This is a genomic window from Bartonella sp. HY761 (assembly GCF_026743145.1).
Lineage (GTDB): Bacteria > Pseudomonadota > Alphaproteobacteria > Rhizobiales > Rhizobiaceae > HY038.
In genome coordinates this window covers 364,814-386,082 of the sequence record NZ_CP104887.1, presented here as the reverse complement: position 1 = coordinate 386,082, position 21,269 = coordinate 364,814, and the positions used below count along the sequence as shown (strand labels likewise).

Genomic DNA, 21,269 nt, shown 5'->3' with positions numbered 1-21,269 from the left:
TTATTTTGTTTAGCAAGAAAAAAATGAACAACGTTCAAAAATATTTTTATTATATATTTTATTATAATGTAGGGTTACCGTCTTAACCACCATCGCGTAAAATGGGTAGTTTTTCCAAAGCACCTTTAAGGGCAATAGCATCCCATGGCAAATATTCAGTAATACCAAGTCCAACAACATCCACCTTTGCAGCGACATCACTTAACAACCGCACTATATCCGCCAAATGCATTTCACCTTGTGTTATACCATCAAAATCATTGCTTGCAGCATTTGGATTACCAAAATACAAGGAAGAAAATTTTTTGACATTCAAAACATCAAGATCAAAATGAACGGCTAAATATTTAGCGTTAATCGAGCCTAGCCAATCAATCACACTGTCACTTGATGTCTTCAAAGCACTGGCACTCGCTATTTTCAAATTATGTTGTTGAATAAAATCCGTTTCAAATGGCAGGGTTTTACCAAGACCTGCAAACATGACATTTTCTGGCTTTATTGGTTGCTTGACACGTTTGACAAAATCTTCATCACCCCTACCCAAAAGATTGCCAAGAACCATAGCATGGGCATTGTGAAAAACCTCTGGCGTCATAACATCAGGGTGGGCATCAAGCCAAAGAACCGCAAGATCACCATTATAAATTTCATTTAAATAAGCAAAGGGAACCAAATCAACCAAACAATCTCCACCAAAAACAACTATTTTTTTCGGTTGATGCTGGTCTATTTTTTTGCGCGCTTCATCGGCTTGTTTTAATAAAACTTCGCGCCCGATAATTCCATTTTCAAGCTGTAATGGCGATTGTTCATTGTCACTAGCGACATTAACTCGCTCAACCGCAAAACTTGGCTGTGGCGCTAAAAAATTTAGCAAAGTACTTCCCATCTGATAGGCCGGATTATTACCGCCCTGCCACTGAGGAAATACCAATCTCAACACAGTTTGTTCTTGCTTGCTCATACTACCCCCCAAAAAACGCTGCCATTTTGCTATCAATCGGCCCTGCAAAAATTAACAAATTATTTACCACCAATACAAAAAACTGTCATTCGCCATTAATAAAACGCCATTTCATCTCAAATTGGTCTTTAATAAAAAGCAATATGCTACAGCTCATAACTTGATCATCATAAAGCCATTAATAGAAAGGACAATGCAATGATTGATTGGCGCTATAAACTTGCCGCAATTCATTTGCGCCATAAATTGGCATCAATAATTGCCGTTGCCATTCTTTTAATCGCATTTAATATAGTATTTGCTTATCAAGCAGTAAATGCAAGTCCAATAGCCAAGGAAAGTAAGCCTTTGCCTGACTATTTGTCCGCGCGTATGGCAAGCCTTGATCTTAAAATTGATAGCCCAATCTATATTCGGGTTTTCAAACAGGAAAATACCTTAGAAGTGTGGAAGCAAAGTGCTGAAGGTACCTATAAACCACTTGCCTTTTATACAATTTGCAAACAGTCGGGAAAACTTGGCCAAAAGCGCCAAGAGGGTGATTATCAAGTGCCCGAAGGCTTTTATAGTTTAACCAGAGAGCAGCTCCACCCAAAGTCTAATTATCATCTGGCTTTTAATGTTGGTTACCCTAATTTGCGCGATCGTAATAATAATTATACTGGCAGCCTTATCATGGTGCATGGCAACTGCTTATCGGTTGGTTGCCTAGCAATGGGTGATGACAGGATTGAAGAAATTTACGCTTTGCTACGTGAAGCATTTAAGGGTGGCGCTAAATCCATACCAATGCATATTTTTCCATTTAAAATGAGTGACGACAATTTAGCCCAATTTGATGACCACCCTGAAATGGCCTTTTGGCAACAATTAAAACCAGCCTATGACCTTTTTCAAAACGAGTATATTCCGGCGCGGACTGTTACCTGCGGCAAGAATTATGTTGTAACACCGGCAGAAAATAAAAATGCAGCAAGAACGGTCTGTGCACAAGTGAAGAACTTATAGTTATTTTAAAAACTATTGCGGTTAATTATTAACCAAGCATTTATCTTAACTTACTATTATGCTAGAAAATAAAGCATAATTTGGCTAAAATAAACAAAACCGCAATACATGCTTATTGCTATGCTTGATAAAGCACAAATGGCTTCATCAAAATAGCGCTGATAAAAATGATAGCTTATGAAAGCTGTTGAATATTGGATTTTGTTTAACCAAGGTGATTTTTTAAAGCTTTCACCTATTTGCAGCGTATATGATACGCTTTGACGGATGCAGGAGTTATCCATGAAAATAAAAACTGCTATTTTTGCGGCGCTTATGGTTTCAAGCATGGCACTTGTCGGCTGTCAACAAGGCGGTAGTGGTAGTGGCGGAGGTAGTCTATCTATGTCAGGCCGCGCGGAGCGCGAATTACCTGCCAAAATCCAACAAAAAATGGCAGCAATGGGCATGCCAAAAACATCGCCTATTATCATTCGCGTTTTCAAGGAAGAAAGCGCTTTAGAAGTTTGGAAACAAAAATCAAACGGACAATATGGCTTAATTGCAACTTATGAAATTTGCCAATGGTCAGGTAAATTAGGGCCTAAATTCATTGAAGGAGACCGCCAAGCCCCTGAAGGTTTCTATACAGTTCGCCCAACCCAAATGAATCCAAACTCTAATTATTATCTTGCTTTTAACATTGGTTTTCCTAATGCCTATGATGCTGTCAATGGTCGTACAGGGCGCCATTTAATGGTACATGGCGCTTGTTCGTCATCTGGTTGCTATTCAATGACCGATGAAAGCATTGCTGAAATTTATGCTTTTGGGCGCGATTCCTTTAGGGGCGGCCAGCATGAATTCCAAGTACAAGCATTTCCATTTCGCATGACCGCTGCCAATATGGCGCGTTATCGCAATGACGCCAATTATTCCTTTTGGCGCATGCTAAAGGAAGGTTATGACATTTTTGAAGCGACCAAAAAGCCACCGCAAGTTGATGTTTGTGAGAAGCGTTATGTCTTTAATCGCAGAAGCACAAGCGGTCAGCCCTTGTCGCCAGCTGGTGCATGCCCTGCCCCAACACAGAGTTTGCCTGTCGCCTATGCCGCCTACCAAGCTGAATACAATTCGGCATTTTCAGAGGCAATAAACAAGAAATCAAAAAAACCTGCTTCACCATCCATTGCCGGTCTTGAAGAAGCACGTCTTGTTGCTGATTGGAGCGCACGGCGCGCAAGGGGTGAAAAGGTAAGTCGTACCCCACCATCTTTGAGTTCTGCATCTACTGAACGTAGTGGCGCGCCAGATATTGCTCCAGCCTCAGCAAATACGACATTGCCAACTAATGCAAGTGCACCTGCTGCAAAGCCAACAACTGAACAGACGCAACAAAGTAGTGCCGTTCAAAATTCATCAGATCAGCAAACGGCTGCCTTAGTACCTGTACAAGAAAATAAGAAAAAGTCATGGCTGGGTTTCTTAAGCCGATAATCTATGATCTGCGTGGCCTTAAATGCCCGATGCCCATTTTAAAAACCGCGCGGCGGTTAAAAAATTTAGCATCGGGTGACAGGCTAACAATTTTGAGCGATGATCCATTGGCTGAACAAGACTTCAAAGACCTTTGCTGCAAATATCATTTAAAGTTTGATTATCATCACCGAACAGGTCACATCGCTTTTACAATTATTGTCACTTAAATTTTTTAGATCATTAAAAGGCTTATTCAACCTACTATAAAATTTATAGTAGACCCATAAACGCGCGCTATAAATATTCGGATAACCGCAGCAATGATAAAAATAAGGCTGTGATGCGCTAAATTCCTCATCACAGCCTTTTGATTAGATTGATTTTTTGTGGATTGGATTATTGCGATAATAATTGCTTTTGCCGCATGAGATATTGCTGTACTTCGTCAAAAATAGGCTTTGGCAGGGTTGCAAGTTCATCATAGGCAGCTTGCTGCGGGATAACACCAAGTGCCGCACCAACCATAATCCAACTGGTTGTATTGAACATTGGTTGCCAAGCGAAATCGGCATAGGCTTCAAGATCAACAAATCGCGGCATACGTGTTTTCAAGACTTCGCAAAGATCCTGATATTCTGTTGAACGCTTTGCATTTTTAGCGTCCTGCCAAAAGGGCGTATCTTCCCGGCTGGTATCATAATGAAGGCGAAGGAAATCTTTCATTTCACCCCAACCTGCTTGATTATCTTGATTGAAGGTATCTATGGTGTTTTCACCAATAATACCGTGGCCATCATTTACAATATTTTCAAATCGTTCAAGAACTTTCAGCATGTGGCCGATGGATGTCGCCTCTAGGGGTTCAATAAATCCAGATGACAAGCCAACAGCCAAGACATTTTTACACCAGACATTTTCATAATGCCCCGGATCAAATTGCATTACCGCCTGCGGTTCAATTGCATGTCCAATATAGGCTTCAACTTCTTTAATTGCGGCAAGTTCATCACTGTGTTTGCTAGAGAACACATAGCCAGCACCGATTTTATCGTTAAGCGGAATTTGCCACATCCAACCAGCTTGCATAGCAATAGAACGTGTATAAAGCGCAGGATTTGCATTAGGCTGCTTGATGGTAAAAGGCAGAATACGATCCAGAATCAGTTCTTTGCTGAAAGACTGCCATTTTTGCTTATAGGTTTCACCAATACCGATACGGCGCAAACCTGAAGCATCAATAACAAAGTCAACATCCAAATTACCTTCGGGCGTTTTTAGAGCCGTTGTCTTACCATCCTTATCAAGAATAAGTTTTTCAACTTTTAAATTCTTGTGTTTAATACCTCTTGCTTTAGCAACGGTTTTTAAAAAATCAGCCATCTTGTTTTCATCAAAGTGGAAAGATGGCCATAATCCAGTCCGATTAGAGGCAAGCGCAATATGAGCTTGCGCTTGCGTTGCATTATTATTAATCAACGAGAAACCAGCAAAATAACTGAACATATCAAGACCGGCGGCAATACGTCCTGCAAGCAGTGGATAGGTTCGATTAGTTTTCCCCTCCAACTCTTCACTGCCACCGTTAAGACTATGGAATAAATGAAAATAGATATCATTGAAGCTACCGTTACGCCAACCCTCGAAGGAAGAACCAAACTTTACGGTAGCCTTGGTCGCATTTATAAATTCCTCAATATTAATGCCGTTTTTTTGCAGTCCAAAAACCAGATTTGAAAAACCGCCCTTAATAGCATTCTTATTGTCATCTGCGCCTTCTTCCAATAATAGTACTTCGACTTCAGGAGCCGCGATGCGGCGAAAAGTAAGCGCGGAAAACCAACCTGCGATTCCACCGCCAATAATAACAATACGTTTAGCATTTCTAAGATTAATCATGATTGACCCTTAACAATAAGTCAGTGCGCATTGGCGCAGTATAATTTGCATGCATTGAAAAACAGCTCTAGCCTTGCAGATATCGTTCAACCTGCTCAAAAATTTCCCTTGGCATAACGTCCAATTCACTTAGCGCCGTTTGTGGTGTAATAATTCCCATAGCGCTCGCAACAGTGATCCAGTCTAGGGGTGCAAACAAAGGCGGCCAACCAAAGCCACAATAGTTTTCCAAATCTACAGCGCGCGGGAAACGCTCAGCAAATACCTTGCGCAATTCTTGATAGGTTTTGGAGCGGGTAAGTTTTTTAACATCGCGCCAGAAAGAACTATCCTTGCGCTGTGTTTCATAATGCAATCGGGTAAAATCAACAATTTCATTAAAAGTTTTTGCGTGATCCTTATTAATGGCTTTAATGGTTGTTTCACCAATAATACCATGCCCTTCAATCACCGCTTGCTCAACCTTATAAATAAGTGAGAAAAACTGTGCAAGATTTGCTGAAACCAATGGCTCAATAAAGCCGACGGCAGGACCTACAGCAAGAGTATTTTTATGCCAATTGCTTTCAAAATATCCTTGATCAAGATCCACAGGATTTGCAAAAGTAATCTTTTGCTCAAGTAGATCTGCCGCTTCTTTCAATGCGGCTTCATCACTCGTATATTTAGAAGCAAGGAAGTAACTAGCACTAATATGATTTTTTAGTGGCACTAGCTGTAACCAACCGCATTTCATTGCAATGGAACGGGTGAAAAGCCGTGGATTTACTAAGGCTGCCTCCACATTAAAATGTAAAACACGATCAACGGCAAATTGTTCTTTAAGTGAGTGCCATTTGCTTTGATAAGCTTTGCCAAGACTTAAACGCTTTGTATCTGCCGCATCAACAACAAAATCAACCTTAATATCACCAAGGTCGGTATTAAGAGCAGTTGTATTACCCTCATCATCTAAAACAAGTTTGTGTACTTTCATAACCTGATGTTTAACACCGCGACCAATCGCAACATTTTTTAAATAGGTGAGGCATTTTTGCACATCAAAATGGTAAGATGGTATTAAACCGCTTTTGCGAGCGCCTAAAATTAGATTAGCTTGAACTTGCGGAACATTTTGGGTAAGCATGGAAAAACCAGAATAAAAGCCCACCAAATCCATGTTTTTTGCAATCCGTCCTGCCAAAAATGGGTAGGTACGATTAGCAATAACATCAAGCTCTTCTACGCCTTGATTAAATCCATGAAACAGATGAAAAAAAACATCATTGTCACCGCTATGGCGCCAATTTTCAAACGATGAACCAAGTTTAATGGTCAAATCTGTAGCCAAGGCAAATTCATCAATATTGATTTGATTGGCTTGTAAAGCCGCACTTAGAACCGGTAAGCTACCTGCGCCTAAGCCCTGACTGATTTTTTGCTCGTCATCATAAACAATAACCTCTACCTCTGTGCTTGATATCCGCCGAAAGGTAAGGGCTGCAAACCAAGCTTCCATTGTGCCACCAATGATTGCAATACGCTTGGCGTTTCTGAGGTTTATCATCTGTATTTTCCTCGATTTTTAGCCGATTTCTATCTGCTCAAATTTTTCTATTTTTTAAACGTTTCATCATTTTTGATTTTTTAAAGATGTCGGTTTAAATATATTAAATATACTTAAATTAAAACCACTTAAATTACAAATAGAAGCGATATTTTCCACTAAATGCTAATATTATATCTTCTCATTTTGCGCGTTAATGAGATATTTATATGGAACAGCTCACGACAACATCAAGAATTAGGCTAAAAAATTAAAAATGCGCCATTAATATTGCAATTTCGTGTCTCCCCAACCATGATCATCGCAATATATTTAAAACTTGAAAAACCTACCTCCCTTACCATATGAAAAACAATACATTTATAGCAAAGCATTATTTTTGAAAGATCACATTGGATTGGCAATGCCCATAATTTTCCAATTTTACAACTTTAAAAGCAAACGACGCTGACAAAGCCGCTAAAATACCTAATTGATGGCCAGTTTCAGCCTTTGTTTCACCAAATTTAGCAGCCAAAAATAAAAGATAAAAAAGATTGCTTGCAATTAAATATGCGTAAATCTTTCAAGCTTATACATCAACATATGATTAGTATAACTGGTGAGGCTTTTAGCCATATAACCTTTAGCAAATCATCAACAAAAATGCGGTGCAGATTGACGTTTTTACTAAATCAAAAAGTAAAATATCGCATCAAAACTATGAGCGAAAACGAAGGAAGCCCTTATGTGTAAGGGTAGACATTTTAAGGATAGATAATTATGGACGCGATAGCTCCTGTTGCGGATGTTACACTTTTAGGCCTTTTCATGCAGGCCAATTGGATTGTCAAGCTAGTTATGCTCGGTTTGATGATCGCTTCAATCTGGAGTTGGGCAGTTATTTTTGATAAAATGATTGCTTTTGCCAATGCGCGCCGTGCCATAAAGCGCTTTGAACAAGTGTTTTGGTCTGGCCAATCTTTGGAAGATCTTTATCGCAACCTTGATGAGCGCCGTGTAACCGGCATGGGCACAGTCTTTATGGCCGCAATGCGTGAATGGAAAAAATCCTTTGAAAAAGGCGCCCGCTCTCCCTTTGGCTTGCAAATGCGTATTGATAAAGCAATGGATGTGGCGCTTGCTCGTGAAACGGACCGATTGGAATCGCGCCTTGGGCTTTTGGCAACCATTGGTTCTGCTTCACCCTTTATCGGTCTTTTTGGTACTGTTATTGGTATTATGACCTCCTTTCAGGCCATTGCCCAATCACAAAATACTAGTCTTGCTATTGTGGCTCCCGGTATTGCTGAAGCGCTGCTTGCAACCGCCATTGGCTTGCTTGCCGCTATTCCTGCGGTTATTGCCTATAATAAATTAAGCGCTGATGCTGCACGCATTGGTGGGCAACTTGAAGGTTTTGCAGACGAGTTTTCTGGCATTCTTTCACGCCAGATTGATGAAAGATCTAATCCGCAGCGCCCTGTACAGCAAACCAATCAATTTGCCCAACAGCAAGCAGCAGCCCCACGTGCTACCCCCGTAGAAGAACGCAATAATAGCGATCGCCTTGCACCCGATCCAGTATCGCCTAATCGCGATTCTTTTGATCGTACAAGCCAAGATCGCGGTTCTTTTGATCGGCGCAATAATGATGGAGGCATGTTTTAATCATGGCGATGTCGGTTGGTGGATCAGGAAGTGGCCATGGACGGCGCGGACGGCGTAGAGGCGGCAAACGTGCTTTAATGAGTGAGATTAACGTGACGCCGATGGTGGATGTTATGTTGGTTCTATTGATTATTTTCATGGTTTCTGCACCTCTTTTAATTAATGGCGTACCTATGGATTTGCCAAAATCGGGTGCTGGGCCTATTTCGGCGCAAAAGGAACCTTTAACCGTGTCGGTTACCGCCGATGGGCGTTATGCGATAAAAAAAGAGTTTTATCCGCGTGATGAAATCGTTCCTCATCTTAAAGCTGTAGGTGCTTTAAGTTCAGAAGGGCTTGGACAGCGTGTTGTTGTCCAAGGGGAACGCAGTGCCAATTATGAAACAGTTCTTGATCTTATTGATCTTATCCAAAAAGCTGGCTTTAGTAATATTGCCCTTGCTAGCTCACCTTCAAATAATGGTCGATGATGGTAGCAGTCCATTATAGCCAAGAATTACCAATTACAACCAAGAGTCATAAGTAGAAAAATATGAAGTCAGGTTTTTTATCATCGGTTGGGTTGCACGCACTCGCACTTGCTATCGCATTTATTAGTTTTAATGCGGTACCAAAGCCGCTTGAAAATACATTGACGGAAGCATTGCCGATTACGCTGGTGCCAATTAGCGATAAAGCATCAATACGCGAGGGTGATAAAACTTCGCCTCTATCCGAAAAACCTGCTCCTAAGCCAACCACAAAACCTGCAGTTAAGCCGGCTGCAGAAAATGTCGGCGATGGCGAGGTTGATGTTGCTACACCGTTAAAACCAAAAGAAAAGCCGCGCGATGTCAATGCAAACCAGCCAACCGCAGGTAAGCCTGACGCTAAACCTGATATTGTACCGCCGCAGGATAAACCAATTGAAACAAAGCCTGATAGTGGTGCAATGGATGCAACACAGGTAACGGCAAAGGCTGAGCCACCAACACCACAAATTGTTGAAAACCAAAACAAACCAAATACTGTCAAGCCAGAGCCCGCAAAGCCTATAGAACCAAAGCCGGTTGAGCCGAAGCCTGAGCCCGTAAAACCAGAGCCACAGGAGATTCCAACACAAGCCGCAACGCAAGATGAGCTTCAACCAAAACCTATGGAGCCAAAGCCGCAAGAACCAAAGCCCGTTGAGCCACAACCAACAGTTTCAAAACCAGTAGAAGCTGTAAAACCACAAGAAACAACGCAAGTCGAACCGGTACCGCAATTGCCAACCACAAATGCACCGATCCCCGGTGCACGCCCGCAAGCAACAGCCAAAACCACCGAACGTACGCCGACGGATACACCAAAGCCTTCAGCAAGCTCCGCCGCTGGTGAAGATGTTGCAGATATAATCAATAATAATCCACAAACTGCAATGGTTGATAGAACGCGAACCCAAGGTGGCGGTGCTAAGCGCAGTGAGGATGAGGCGTCCTTTGGTGGCTCGCAAAATATTGGTGATCCGCGAACACTAGCGCAGACTGTTGGTTCTATAATCCAAGGCTGTATGTCCAATGTATGGCAACCGCCTATCAGTGCCGCCGGTGGTAGTCAAGAATTAATGGTAAAAGCTGTTTTTGAATTGGGACCTAATGGTGATATTATAGGTGAGCCACAATTGACACCTATTGGCGGCGATCCAAATGCCCAAAGAATTATGGCAACGACGGGATTAGCTGCTTTGAAAAGATGCTCACCATTTAAAGGGCTACCTGCCGAATCCTATGCACAATGGCGTCTAATTACTCTTAATCTTTATCCATCGAAACAATAAATTTGATGGCTTTCTAAAACAAAAAAATTCAAGTACCATTTGTTTTGTGATGTTGGAAAAAATATGATCGAGATTGGAGGTTGAGTTTTGGTTTTTAAGAAACATTTTCCCTATGTGCTTTTTACGCTCATAATTTTTCAACCTGCTGCATATGCTGAAAAATCAGCGTCAACCCCATCATATCTGGTTGCAGATTCTTTGCCTTTGAAAGACAATATTTCAAAGCGTCCAATTTATCCAGAACCGCCAAATACAATGCAAGATGTGATTAAACAAGGCTTTGGTGAGCAAATTAGTAGCAATAACAAAGCCAATCTTGCTCAAACCGTTGGATCAATTATTCAAGGCTGTATGTCCCATATATGGAGCCTACCAGTAGGCTTTGGCAGTGATGGTATTGAGCGTTTAAGTGTTCAAGTAGAAATGGAGCTTGATCGCGATGGTGCGATTATGGGTGAAGCAAAAATAACACCAATTGGCGGCGATGAAAAACAACAAAAAATTATGGCGACAACTGCAAAAGCCGCTTTAAATCGCTGTTCACCTTTTAAAGGATTACCAGTTGAACATTATGATAGCTGGCGCAAGATTTTATTAAACTTAATTGCACCTAAAAGGTAAAATAAAAATTCTAATAATCAAACAACTATAAATGAAGTTAGCAATATTGCTAATTCGCCGAACGGTTCAATATTATTAGCCTCTAACACCGCAAGCGTTAACCACACCAATACGGCGATAAGAACCAATGCCAATGTAAGCAGTAAAAAAAAGCGTCTTTTCACCTGCTTGATTGGCAATTGCCCGATATCTTTATAGCTTTGGCCAGCATTTTCTGAATGTTGCTGTCCAGTGCTTTTTTGGTTTTTATGATCAATCGTCATTCGATGAATTCAAATTCTCCGGCATTGTTCCTGTTTGAGCAATATCGGTAACATAGCCCAGTTCTTTTAGTGTCTTAGCTAGGAGTTGGCTTGCTGCCATTTCGATTGAGCAACCCTTACATTCCTTATCATTAAATGCTCTTAAGCCATTTGCACTCATATCATCAAGTTCAATTGTAATTTTCATAAAGCCTTCCCCATATTTATTGCAATTACCTATATTTATTGTAGTTCTAAGGTAATGCAGTTTGGCTATAATGTGAAGATGATTAAAATAAAAAAGCAGAGCTGAATGGATTTAAAATCCTGCTTCAAGCCCTGCTTTAAACCTGTCTTTTTAAAAAGCTTTTATTTCTGAATAGCTTTTAAACCAAGCGCAAATGCAATACAGCCCCATCCTTGGAAAATAAGATCAATGGCAATGAAAATACCAATAATATAAAATGAATTGGCAGGCCAACCAATAAGAATCATAAGGCCCAAAAGCGCAGAAAGCACACCGGCTAGAATAATCCAACCAGATCCAGTGATGCCATTATTTTGGAAACCAATCACAATACGCAAAGCCCCGGATAAGATAAGGAAGAAGCCAAGCACAAAGGTCAAGACAACAACAGCTTCAAGAGGATTATAAAAACAAACAAACCCAGCAAGCAAATAAATGATACCGGCAATCAACCACAACAGGAACTGCCCCCAACCCTTAACACTAAAAGCTTGGAAAATTTGGGCGACACCGCCAAATATCATTAAAGCACCAATATAAAAGGCTGCAACAACAGATGCTGCCAAGGTATAAACACCTGCAATGAAACCTATCACTAAAAGCGCAATACCAAGCGCTAAAAACCAGCCCCATTTAATACCAATATTAGGAAGGGGAGGCATGTTATTTCTTGAATTAAATGAAGACATGGATTTTTCCTTCTTATTAGCATGTAATAATAACTAATCATCACAGGCATTTTAAATTTTCTTTTTCAGTTAAATAAATTTTTTAATTTTGTTCTAGGTTAGTTATAAATATTGCTCCCACAATTCTATTTATATTCAATATATAGTAATAAAACTGCTGAAACAAAAGCCTCTCACTTATCACAATTTCGCTATCAAACTAAATCAAGCGGTAACCTGATAATGGTCTTATCATTTATTGGTGATTTTGCTGAAATTTGCTATTTAGACAGCTATTGTTGCATCAAAATCAAAAAACGCACAGTTTAGCATCAAAAAAATCAAGATTATGTCATTTACCTATTGGTAAATTGTCAAAGCACTGTTACATTAATGGCAACGTAAAATATTAAGTGCTCCTCTCAAGCTCAATTTTATCCATTTAAAATTGTGCCTTATATTAAGCAATTGTTATTCAAGGCTTTAATCTAGCCCGATTGAGAATGCTTAAATGATTGTGTAGCGCTCACAAGGAATAGATGATGACTCCGCTACATGAAGGCTATAAAAAGCCGGTACGGGGGGCTGGTGACGATATGGAAGCTGATAAAAAAGCTATCGTCAATACTTTAAATGATGATAGCTCGCGTTTAACTACGCAGCAATCATCTCATGATGGTGTACGCCCTTTTAAGACAAAAAAGCGGGCAAGAAGGCGACAAAAATCGCGTAATGCCAACTTAAATGGCCAAAACCTACAAGGTAATGGTGTCACGGCTGCTAGCAGTAAAGTGGCAGATACCAATAGTCCTATAACGGATAATACCAATAGGCCCTTTGCGACCAAAATGGCGCAAGAAGGTAAAACGACTGTTACGCCCAATAAAAAGCGCCGGCGTAGACGTTCGACTATTGCGCGCGCTAATCAATCTCTACAGCCACCTATCACGCATGCGGATAGTCAGGATCGACAGGCTGATAAGCCTTGCGCCAAAACTAAAAATAAAAGCAATAGTGCTGTTTTGCCCTTTAGCGCTAAAACGATCGAAAACAATGAAAAAGATCCAACACCTGAACGCCGCTATCGTAAGTTTCATTTAAAGCGCCATGGTGGCAGGCAAAGCAATAACACAAAAAACAATCGTAGCTTTGAAAAGCAAGTTGGGCTTGCAGGTGCTGACAATCAAACTTTCACCAAACTCAAAGAGGGCTTACCTAACCATACTCATTATGACAAACCAACGCGCAATAATGGTCTTTATGCGGCGCTTGATCTTGGCACCAATAATTGCCGCCTGCTGATTGCCTCGCCAACGCGCCCAGGCTATTTTCGAGTTATTGATGCATTTTCGCGTATTGTACGCCTTGGTGAGGGTCTAAGCCGCCACAATAATCTAAGCGAAACGGCAATGAACCGTGCCATTGAAGCTTTAAAAATTTGTGCCAATAAATTATCACAATGCAATATTAGCCATCAACGGCTTATTGCAACCGAAGCTTGTCGCTCTGCGCAAAATGGTGAAGAATTTATTGCCCGCGTTAAAAGTGAGACAGGACTTGCGCTTGAAATTGTCAACCGTGAAACTGAGGCACGGCTTGCCGTATCAGGCTGTGGCACTTTGGTGGAACCTGAAACAGAAGCCATCGTACTCTTTGACATTGGTGGTGGCTCGTCTGAAATTGCGTTGATTGATGTCTCGCATCGCCGCTCACCGCGCCTTGCCGATCATATTATTGCTTGGACATCCCTGCCGGTTGGTGTTGTTACTCTTGCCGAGCTTTTTGGTGGTGAAACGGTAACCGCCGATGATTTTAATGCCATGAAAAAGCATGTCACTGATTTGCTTGCCAATTTCAATGAGCGCGAAAAGCTTGGTGCATTGGTCAATAGTCAAGGCTTCCATTTACTCGGCACCTCTGGCACTGTTACCACGCTTGCTGGCATACATCTTAAACTTGAGCGCTATGATCGCCGCCGTATTGACGGCATGTGGATGCAAAGCAATGAGGTTGATAGAATGACTGAAAAGCTTCTATCATGGAATATGAGCGAACGGGTTGCCAATCCTTGCATTGGTGCAGATCGCGCCGATCTTGTTTTGGCAGGCTGCGCCATTCTTGAAGCCATCCGCGATATTTGGCCAAGTGGCCGCCTTCGCGTTGCCGATCGCGGTTTACGCGAGGGTATTTTAACCGAACTTATGTCGCATAGCGGCGCATGGCGCAAAAGCCGATTTGCGCGCCGACAAAACCATTATGATAAGGTAAATAACAAATGAAAAAGAGCAAACCAACAACAACCGGTGGTAGAGGTGGTGCCGGTAGTCGGCAATTATTTAATCGGGTTAAAAAGAAAGCCGGCACGATCAAGGAATCATCACGCCGTTGGCTTGAACGCCATCTTAATGATCCTTACGTGCATCAATCCAAAATTGATGGCTATCGCTCACGCGCGGCTTATAAGCTGATCGAAATTAACGACCGTTATAAACTACTCAAAAAAGGCCAGAAAGTTATTGATCTTGGCGCAGCACCAGGTGGTTGGTGTCAAGTTGCAGCCGATCTTGTGGGCTCCACCGAAGAAGCGCCTAGTGTTGTTGGTATCGATTATCTGCATGTTGATCCATTAAGCGGGGTTATTTTGCTGGAAATGGATTTTCTTGATGATGATGCACCGCAAAAACTACTTGATGCGCTTGGCAGCAAACCAGACCTTGTCATATCAGATATGGCAGCGCCAACCACTGGGCATCGCCGCACCGACCATTTGCGGACAACCCATCTTTGTGAAGTTGCGGCTGATTTTGCTATTTCAGTGCTAAGGCCGGGCGGCCACTTTCTAACCAAAACCTTCCAAGGTGGCACTGAAAATGAGTTGCTTACCATGTTGAAGAAAAACTTTAAATCTGTCCACCATGTTAAGCCACCAGCATCACGTGCCGAGTCGGTGGAGCTTTATTTGCTCGCTCGTGACTTTAAAGGCTGATTTTTTAAATTACATCTATTTAATTAAAAAAGAGATCGCCTTTTAAAGCGATCTTTTTATTGCAGGTTAGTTTTTCGAATAATCTTCCAAAGCTTGTTCATATAATTGTGCCACTTCATTTGAAAAACAACAAAAAATAACCTTTTGTGGTGTTTCATGATCTTGCATCAAATTGCCTATTATCTCAATAGCAATTTTAGCAGCAGCCAAGACTGGGAAGCGATAGATTCCGGTTGAAATTGCCGGAAACGCAATTGTTTGGCATTGGTGTTTTTCGGCAAGCAAAAATGAATTTTGATAACAATCCCTCAGCAATTTTGGCTCATCATGATTACCATCTTGCCAAACCGGCCCAACCGTATGGATCACAAATTGTGCAGGCAATTTATAGGCTTTAGTTATTTTTGCTTGCCCCGTTTTACAGCCATTTAACATACGACATTCAAGCGCAAGCTCAGGCCCGGCAGCGCGATGAATTGCGCCATCAACGCCACCACCGCCCAATAATGAGCTATTGGCAGCATTTACAATCGCATCAACTTTCAATGTCGTAATATTGGCAACACAAATTTCAATCCGCTTTTTTAAATCTGCCACCATTTTCATTCCCCCATTGCATTTTCTGTTTAACGCAAAGCTGCCGCATCAATTTGACTTTAAAGATGCTTTAATTGCAACAACCAATTATTATGTCAAAAAGTCATTGCTTAAAAACTCTTGCCCATAACATACACGCCAGAAATAAAAAGACCAAAATAAAAAACCAAGCATTTGCAATGAACAAATGCTTGGCTCTTTTAGTCTCAAGTCAAAGCTAGGAAGCTACCCCCTAGCTAAAATTAAGCTTATGCAATAAAATATTCTTGCAATGCGCGCACTTCAAGTGAGCCAGCATTTAAGGCTTCAATTGCTTCAGCCACTGATTCAGCACCAGATATGGTGGTGTAATAAGGTACTTTTTGCAACAACGCAGCAAGACGAAGCGATTTGGAATCGGATACCGCACTTGGGCTATCGGTAGTATTAAAGATAATATGCACCTGACGGTTGCGAATGGCATCTTCAATATGCGGATGGCCTTCTAAAACCTTATTGATTTTAGTAGCTTCCACGCCATTTTCGCTCAAGAATTTTTGCGTACCGCTTGAAGCAAGAATAGAAAAACCAAGGGCTGCCAATTGTTTGACTGGTTTTAGTACCCGCGCCTTATCGCTATCACGCACAGAAACAAACAAAGTACCAGAGCGAGGAAGATCCACACCAGCACCTAGCTGTGCTTTGGCAAAAGCCATAGCAAAATCATAATCAAGCCCCATAACCTCACCAGTTGAGCGCATTTCTGGCCCAAGCAAAGTGTCAACACCAGGGAAACGCGCAAATGGAAATACTGCTTCTTTAACTGCAATATGTTGGCGCTTTGGTTCAATCGGCTTGCCACCATATTGATTATAAGCACCATCCAATTGTTCACCTGCCATAATGCGGGCAGCGATTTTTGCAACAGGACGGCCAATAGCTTTTGCAACGAATGGCACGGTGCGTGATGCACGAGGATTAACCTCAAGCACATAAATGACGCCATCTTTAATCGCATATTGCACATTCATCAGACCACCAACATGCAATGCCTTAGCAAGTGCTGCCGTTTGGCGTTCTAATTCTACAACAATTTCAGCAGACAAAGTGTGGACTGGAAGTGAACAAGCTGAATCGCCCGAGTGGATACCAGCTTCTTCGATGTGCTCCATAATACCAACAACTGTCGTATTGGTGCCATCACATAGGCAATCAACATCAACCTCAATAGCATTGGTCAAATAGGTGTCGAAAAGCAATGGGTTTTTGCCAAGCAAAGTATTGATTTGCCCAGTTTTATCATTTGGATAACGCGCTTTAATATCTTCTGGTACCAATTCTGGAACTGTATCAAGAAGATAGTTTTGCAAATTGCGCTCATCATTAATGATTTGCATAGCACGGCCGCCCAAGACATATGATGGACGCACAACCAATGGGAAACCAAGTTCTGTTGCAATGAGTCGCGCTTGCTCAACCGAATAAGCAATACCGTTTTTAGGTTGGGTTAAATCAAGCTTTACCAAAAGCTTTTGGAAGCGATCACGATCTTCGGCTAAGTCAATTGCATCGGGTGATGTGCCAAGGATTGGAATACCAGCCTTTTCAAGCGCTGCTGCCAATTTCAGTGGCGTTTGACCACCAAACTGAACGATAACACCGACAAGCTCGCCTTTTTCTTTTTCTGCTTCGAGGATAGATAGCACATCTTCAGCGGTTAATGGCTCAAAGTAAAGGCGGTCTGATGTATCATAATCGGTTGAAACAGTTTCAGGGTTACAATTGATCATAATCGCTTCATAGCCAGCATCACGAAGCGCAAAGGCAGCATGGCAGCAGCAATAATCGAACTCGATACCTTGCCCAATACGGTTTGGCCCACCACCAAGAATAACCACCTTTTTACGGCTTGATACTTGCGCTTCTGAACGAATGCTGCCGGCAAATGGCACTTCATAAGTTGAATACATATAGGCGGTTGGCGAAGCAAATTCTGCCGCGCAGGTATCAATACGCTTAAATACTGGCTTAACATCCAAATTTTTACGCAAATTGGCAACGAAATCAGCATTTTTGCCAATAAGTGTACCAAGGCGTGCATCTGAAAAGCCCATGGATTTAAGCATACGCAAATTTTCTTGATCTTCTGGCAATCCATTAACGCGAATACGCTCTTCCATTTGAACAATGGCGTAAATTTGCTCCAAGAACCAAGGATCAATACGACTAATTTGGTGAATTTCTGCCAAAGTTAAACCCATACGCATGGCTTGGGCAACATAGCGCAAACGATCTGGCGTTGGCGTACCAATAGCGGCACGAATGGCATTTTTCTCATCGCCTTCTTCATGCTCTGGTACTAAAATTTCATCAAGCCCAGTAAGGCCTGTTTCTAAACCACGTAAAGCTTTTTGCAAAGACTCGTTGAAAGTACGACCAATGGCCATAACTTCACCCACCGATTTCATAGCGGTGGTTAAGACATTTGATGAGCCATGAAATTTTTCAAAAGCAAAACGCGGAATTTTAGTAACCACATAATCAATGGATGGTTCAAATGATGCAGGCGTTGCACCGCCCGTAATATCATTTTCAAGCTCGTCCAAAGTATAACCAATGGCAAGCTTAGCTGCAATTTTTGCAATGGGAAAACCAGTTGCTTTAGAAGCAAGCGCCGAAGAGCGCGATACGCGCGGATTCATTTCAATAACAATCAAGCGGCCAGTTGCTGGATCAACAGCAAACTGCACGTTGGAACCACCGGTTTCAACACCAATTTCGCGCAAGACCGCGATAGAGGCATTACGCATGATTTGATATTCTTTGTCGGTCAAAGTTAATGCTGGTGCAACAGTAATTGAGTCGCCAGTATGCACGCCCATTGGATCGATATTTTCAATTGAGCAGATAATGATGCAATTATCCTTGCGGTCACGCACCACTTCCATTTCATATTCTTTCCAACCAAGAACGCTTTCTTCAATCAAAACTTCCGTAGTTGGCGAGGCATCAAGCCCACCTTCAACAATTTCGTAAAACTGAGTACGGTTATAAGCAATACCACCGCCTGTGCCACCAAGGGTAAAGGATGGGCGAATAATTGCTGGCAAACCCACATGATCCAAAGCTTGACCAGCTTTACCCATACCATGGGCGATATAGCGCTGTTTGCGCGCAGCCGAACCTAGCTGCCATTTTGTCTCTAATTCATCTAAAGCCTTATCAAGCGCATCGCCCGATAATTCACTGCGTAAACGCGCGCGCTCAGCCTCATGGATAGCGCGATCTTCTTCTTTGATTTCCGTTGCATTGGCAAGCATTGAGCGCGGTGTTTCAAGACCAATTTTCTTCATCGCTTCACGAAACAGCGCACGATCTTCCGCCTTATCAATGGCTTCAGCATTAGCACCAATCATTTCAACATTATAGCGATCAAGAACCCCCATACGCTTGAGTGAAAGCGCTGTATTTAATGCAGTTTGCCCACCCATGGTTGGTAAAAGCGCATCTGGCCGCTCTTTAGCGATGATTTTGGCAACCACTTCTGGTGTGATTGGCTCAATATAAGTTGCATCGGCAAGATCTGGATCGGTCATGATTGTCGCAGGATTGGAATTTACCAAAATAACACGGTAACCTTCTTCCTTCAAAGCCTTACATGCCTGCGTACCAGAATAGTCAAATTCACAAGCCTGTCCAATAATAATGGGACCCGCACCAATAATAAGAATGGATTTGATATCAGAACGTTTTGGCATGGCGCTTTTTCCTGTGGCAAACGCCCGAGCGGCTTTAATACCGTCGGGTTGATAAATTTCTAACATATAAGGCTAAGTGTGTTTTATATGCCAATTGCTCATGAAAAGTAACCCCCAAAATGCAATCTTGCTTTTTTTCCCCGCATAAATCACATCAATGTAAAATGCTAAATTATTGAGTATATTTCCAATTTGCGAAAATTACGGCTCTAACACGGCCATATGCATGTTGCATATGGCCTTTCCCCACCCGCATAAAACACAAAATATGTTACTTTTATAAAGCAACCATCCAAATGCCAATGGTGGCAACAAAAAGCATAATAGATACAAATGAAATCATATCATAGATAAGGTCTGACATTCGATTCTCCATATATTCATTATTTGTATTATCTATGTTCTCTTTTTGTTCTTAAGTCAATTCAAATTCATGATTCAAGCAAAGATTCTTTATAAATGCTGGCTTTTCCGCATATGAACAAAGATGGGCAGAGCCAAAAGCTACGATGCTTCAAGCTTTGAGCAAGTGACTTTCACGACTTTTATCCCTTTTATCATGGGTATTTTATTGCCGTCACTTCCAATAGAAATATGTTGGAAGATTATGCTGGACATTCATAAAATTGGTATTAGAATCAATTTAAATTCCCATACGCACCCATTGGTTTCATCATATGAGCCATTTGAGTAGGTTGTTGTTTGACCTTGAAAGGAAAACAAAATGAAAGCTGCACGTTGGTATAAAGCAGGGGATATTAGAGTTGAAGAGGTGAGTGAGCCGCAGGTGAGTGCTGGTAAAGTCAAAATTAATGTGGCTTGGACTGGCATTTGTGGCAGTGACTTACATGAATATATTGCTGGACCAATTTTTATTCCGGTTGATAAACCCCATGCAATTAGTGGTGAACAAGCTCCTATTATTATGGGGCACGAATTTTCCGGTGTCGTTAGCGAGATTGGCGAAGGTGTTACCCGCGTTAAAGTGGGAGACCGTGTTGTAGTTGAGCCTATCTTATCGTGTGGCAATTGTGATGCTTGCCGGCATGGCAAATATAATCTTTGTGATGAATTGGGCTTTCACGGACTTTCCGGTGGTGGCGGCGGTTTTGCGAGCTACACAGTTGTAGCCGAGCATATGGTGCATAAAATGCCTGATAGTCTATCATTGGAGCAAGGCGCGTTGGTAGAACCCGCTGCGGTTGCCCTTCACGCGGTGCGTATCAGCAAATTGCGAGCTGGCGATAAGGCCGTTGTTTTTGGTGCAGGGCCAATTGGTCTTTTGGTGGTTGAAGCCTTACGTGCTGCAGGCGCTGCGCAAATTTATGTTGTAGAATTATCCGAGCAACGCAGCAAAAAAGCTTTGGAGCTTGGTGCGAGCCATGCAATTAATCCAGCGACTGAAAATGTAACCGAGCGTATCCGCGAATTATCGGGCGGAGGCGTTGAAGTTGCCTTTGAAGTAACCGGCGTGTCAAGCGTTTTGCAACAAAATATCGATTGTGTGCGCTATGAGGGTGAGGTTATCGTTGTTTCCATTTGGGAAAAAGATGCTGCGATTCAGCCCAATACACTTGTACTGAAAGAACGTACCATGAAAGGCACTATTGCTTATCGCGATGTTTTTCCAGCTACCATGGAACTGATGACGCAAGGCTATTTTGCCGCCGACAAGTTGATTACCAAAAAAATCCAGATTGATGATATTGTGACGGAAGGTTTTGAAACCTTGGTCAAGGAAAAAACTCAGATTAAAATTTTGGTTGAAGCACCAAGAGCATAATAAAAACAAGTAGTTTATTGAAGCGGAGGCTGTCTTTACGACAGCGTCCGCTTTTTAGCCAAGAT

17 protein-coding genes and 1 pseudogene are annotated in these 21,269 nt (G+C 41.9%); 10 read left to right on the top strand and 8 right to left on the bottom strand.

Annotation, left to right across the window (positions count from 1 at the left end; translation table 11 throughout):
- Window positions 1-82: 82 nt before the first annotated feature.
- Window positions 83-967: an arginase family protein gene (locus N6A79_RS01555; protein ID WP_268546709.1), complete on the bottom strand. Its 885-nt coding sequence runs from the start codon at window positions 965-967 to the stop codon at window positions 83-85.
- A 198-nt stretch (window positions 968-1,165) separates the two neighbouring features.
- On the opposite strand from N6A79_RS01555, the gene N6A79_RS01550 reads away from it, so the two are divergent.
- The 3 genes from N6A79_RS01550 to N6A79_RS01540 all read left to right on the top strand — a co-directional run bounded on the left by N6A79_RS01550 (window position 1,166) and on the right by N6A79_RS01540 (window position 3,660).
- Window positions 1,166-1,975, top strand: a complete 810-nt coding sequence (locus N6A79_RS01550) for a L,D-transpeptidase family protein (RefSeq protein ID WP_268546708.1) — start codon at window positions 1,166-1,168, stop codon at window positions 1,973-1,975.
- Between the two features lie 282 nt (window positions 1,976-2,257).
- On the top strand, window positions 2,258-3,451 hold the full coding sequence (locus N6A79_RS01545; protein WP_326848745.1) for a hypothetical protein: 1,194 nt from the start codon (window positions 2,258-2,260) through the stop codon (window positions 3,449-3,451).
- Window positions 3,427-3,660, top strand: coding sequence for a sulfurtransferase TusA family protein (locus tag N6A79_RS01540; protein ID WP_268546707.1), 234 nt, complete (start codon window positions 3,427-3,429; stop codon window positions 3,658-3,660). The genes N6A79_RS01545 and N6A79_RS01540 overlap by 25 nt, the downstream gene beginning before the upstream one ends.
- A gap of 169 nt (window positions 3,661-3,829) precedes the next feature.
- Here N6A79_RS01540 and N6A79_RS01535 read toward each other — a convergent pair whose 3' ends face one another.
- Window positions 3,830-5,329, bottom strand: coding sequence for a tryptophan 7-halogenase (locus tag N6A79_RS01535; protein WP_268546705.1), 1,500 nt, complete (start codon window positions 5,327-5,329; stop codon window positions 3,830-3,832).
- 67 nt (window positions 5,330-5,396) lie between these two features.
- Window positions 5,397-6,875 (bottom strand): tryptophan 7-halogenase, encoded by a 1,479-nt coding sequence (locus N6A79_RS01530; RefSeq protein ID WP_268546704.1) that lies wholly within the window; start codon window positions 6,873-6,875, stop codon window positions 5,397-5,399.
- A 762-nt stretch (window positions 6,876-7,637) separates the two neighbouring features.
- Between N6A79_RS01530 and tolQ the strand changes: the two are divergent.
- The 4 genes and pseudogenes from tolQ to N6A79_RS01510 form a co-directional block, all read left to right on the top strand.
- Window positions 7,638-8,333 (top strand): annotated as a pseudogene (gene tolQ / locus N6A79_RS01525) (protein TolQ); the annotation flags it as partial.
- Window positions 8,334-8,527: 194 nt separating this feature from the next.
- Window positions 8,528-8,995, top strand: coding sequence for an ExbD/TolR family protein (locus N6A79_RS01520; RefSeq protein ID WP_262079606.1), 468 nt, complete (start codon window positions 8,528-8,530; stop codon window positions 8,993-8,995).
- 62 nt (window positions 8,996-9,057) lie between these two features.
- Entirely contained in the window at window positions 9,058-10,323 is a 1,266-nt protein-coding gene (locus N6A79_RS01515; RefSeq protein WP_268546703.1) for a hypothetical protein, read from the top strand.
- A gap of 87 nt (window positions 10,324-10,410) precedes the next feature.
- Window positions 10,411-10,944, top strand: a complete 534-nt coding sequence (locus tag N6A79_RS01510; protein ID WP_268546702.1) for a hypothetical protein — start codon at window positions 10,411-10,413, stop codon at window positions 10,942-10,944.
- 17 nt (window positions 10,945-10,961) lie between these two features.
- Here the strand turns inward: N6A79_RS01510 and N6A79_RS01505 are convergent, their stop codons facing one another.
- From N6A79_RS01505 to N6A79_RS01495, 3 genes are all read right to left on the bottom strand, one after another.
- Entirely contained in the window at window positions 10,962-11,207 is a 246-nt protein-coding gene (locus tag N6A79_RS01505) for a hypothetical protein (RefSeq protein WP_182418585.1), read from the bottom strand.
- Window positions 11,197-11,394 carry a hypothetical protein gene (locus N6A79_RS01500; RefSeq protein ID WP_268546701.1) on the bottom strand — a complete coding sequence of 66 codons (198 nt, stop codon included), beginning with the start codon at window positions 11,392-11,394 and terminating at the stop codon, window positions 11,197-11,199. Before N6A79_RS01500 ends, N6A79_RS01505 begins: the two co-directional genes overlap by 11 nt.
- A 161-nt stretch (window positions 11,395-11,555) precedes the next feature.
- Complete coding sequence (locus N6A79_RS01495; RefSeq protein ID WP_262079598.1) at window positions 11,556-12,122, bottom strand: HdeD family acid-resistance protein; 567 nt, start codon at window positions 12,120-12,122, stop codon at window positions 11,556-11,558.
- An 827-nt stretch (window positions 12,123-12,949) separates the two neighbouring features.
- On the opposite strand from N6A79_RS01495, the gene N6A79_RS01490 reads away from it, so the two are divergent.
- Both N6A79_RS01490 and N6A79_RS01485 read left to right on the top strand, forming a co-directional pair.
- On the top strand, window positions 12,950-14,380 hold the full coding sequence (locus N6A79_RS01490) for a Ppx/GppA phosphatase family protein (RefSeq protein WP_442784265.1): 1,431 nt from the start codon (window positions 12,950-12,952) through the stop codon (window positions 14,378-14,380).
- Window positions 14,377-15,087 carry an RlmE family RNA methyltransferase gene (locus tag N6A79_RS01485; RefSeq protein WP_182418583.1) on the top strand — a complete coding sequence of 237 codons (711 nt, stop codon included), beginning with the start codon at window positions 14,377-14,379 and terminating at the stop codon, window positions 15,085-15,087. Before N6A79_RS01490 ends, N6A79_RS01485 begins: the two co-directional genes overlap by 4 nt.
- 66 nt (window positions 15,088-15,153) lie before the next feature.
- On the opposite strand, the gene N6A79_RS01480 is transcribed toward N6A79_RS01485, so the two are convergent.
- Together N6A79_RS01480 and carB are read right to left on the bottom strand one after the other, a co-directional pair.
- Window positions 15,154-15,687, bottom strand: coding sequence for an O-acetyl-ADP-ribose deacetylase (locus tag N6A79_RS01480; RefSeq protein ID WP_268546699.1), 534 nt, complete (start codon window positions 15,685-15,687; stop codon window positions 15,154-15,156).
- A gap of 245 nt (window positions 15,688-15,932) precedes the next feature.
- Entirely contained in the window at window positions 15,933-19,421 is a 3,489-nt protein-coding gene (gene carB / locus N6A79_RS01475) for a carbamoyl-phosphate synthase large subunit (RefSeq protein ID WP_268546698.1), read from the bottom strand.
- Between the two features lie 724 nt (window positions 19,422-20,145).
- Between carB and N6A79_RS01470 the strand changes: the two genes are divergently transcribed.
- Window positions 20,146-21,204, top strand: a complete 1,059-nt coding sequence (locus N6A79_RS01470; protein WP_268546697.1) for a 2,3-butanediol dehydrogenase — start codon at window positions 20,146-20,148, stop codon at window positions 21,202-21,204.
- Window positions 21,205-21,269: the final 65 nt, after the last annotated feature.